Genomic DNA, 313 nt, shown 5'->3' on the forward strand with positions numbered 1-313 from the left:
GGGCAAGGACGAGTCGGCCAACCGCTTCCTGAACCGCCTGCTCGCCTACGGCGGCGAGTTCACCGGGTGGAGCGGCCTCGCCGAGGCGGTGGCCCGGGTCGAGGCCCAGGCAAACTCTGAGCCGAACCGCACCACCGGCCTGCCGCCCGACGCGCTGTTCATGCGGGAGAAGGAGAGCCTGCGGCCCATCGGGAACCTCCGGCTCCTCGAGTCGATGGTGGGCGACGTGAGCGTCCAGACCGTCCCGCCGACCATGCTCGTCAGGGCCGCCGGCAGGGAGTGGTCCGTGCCCAGGCGCTGCATCGGCCGGCGC

Annotated in this window: 1 pseudogene; it reads left to right on the forward strand. The window is 72.8% G+C overall.

The window, feature by feature from the left end:
- Positions 1-313: pseudogene (locus ACTM86_RS08995) on the forward strand (IS21 family transposase); the annotation flags it as partial.

It is taken from the genome of Collinsella sp. HCP3S3_E11 (assembly GCF_052067375.1).
Taxonomy (GTDB): Bacteria; Actinomycetota; Coriobacteriia; order Coriobacteriales; family Coriobacteriaceae; genus Collinsella.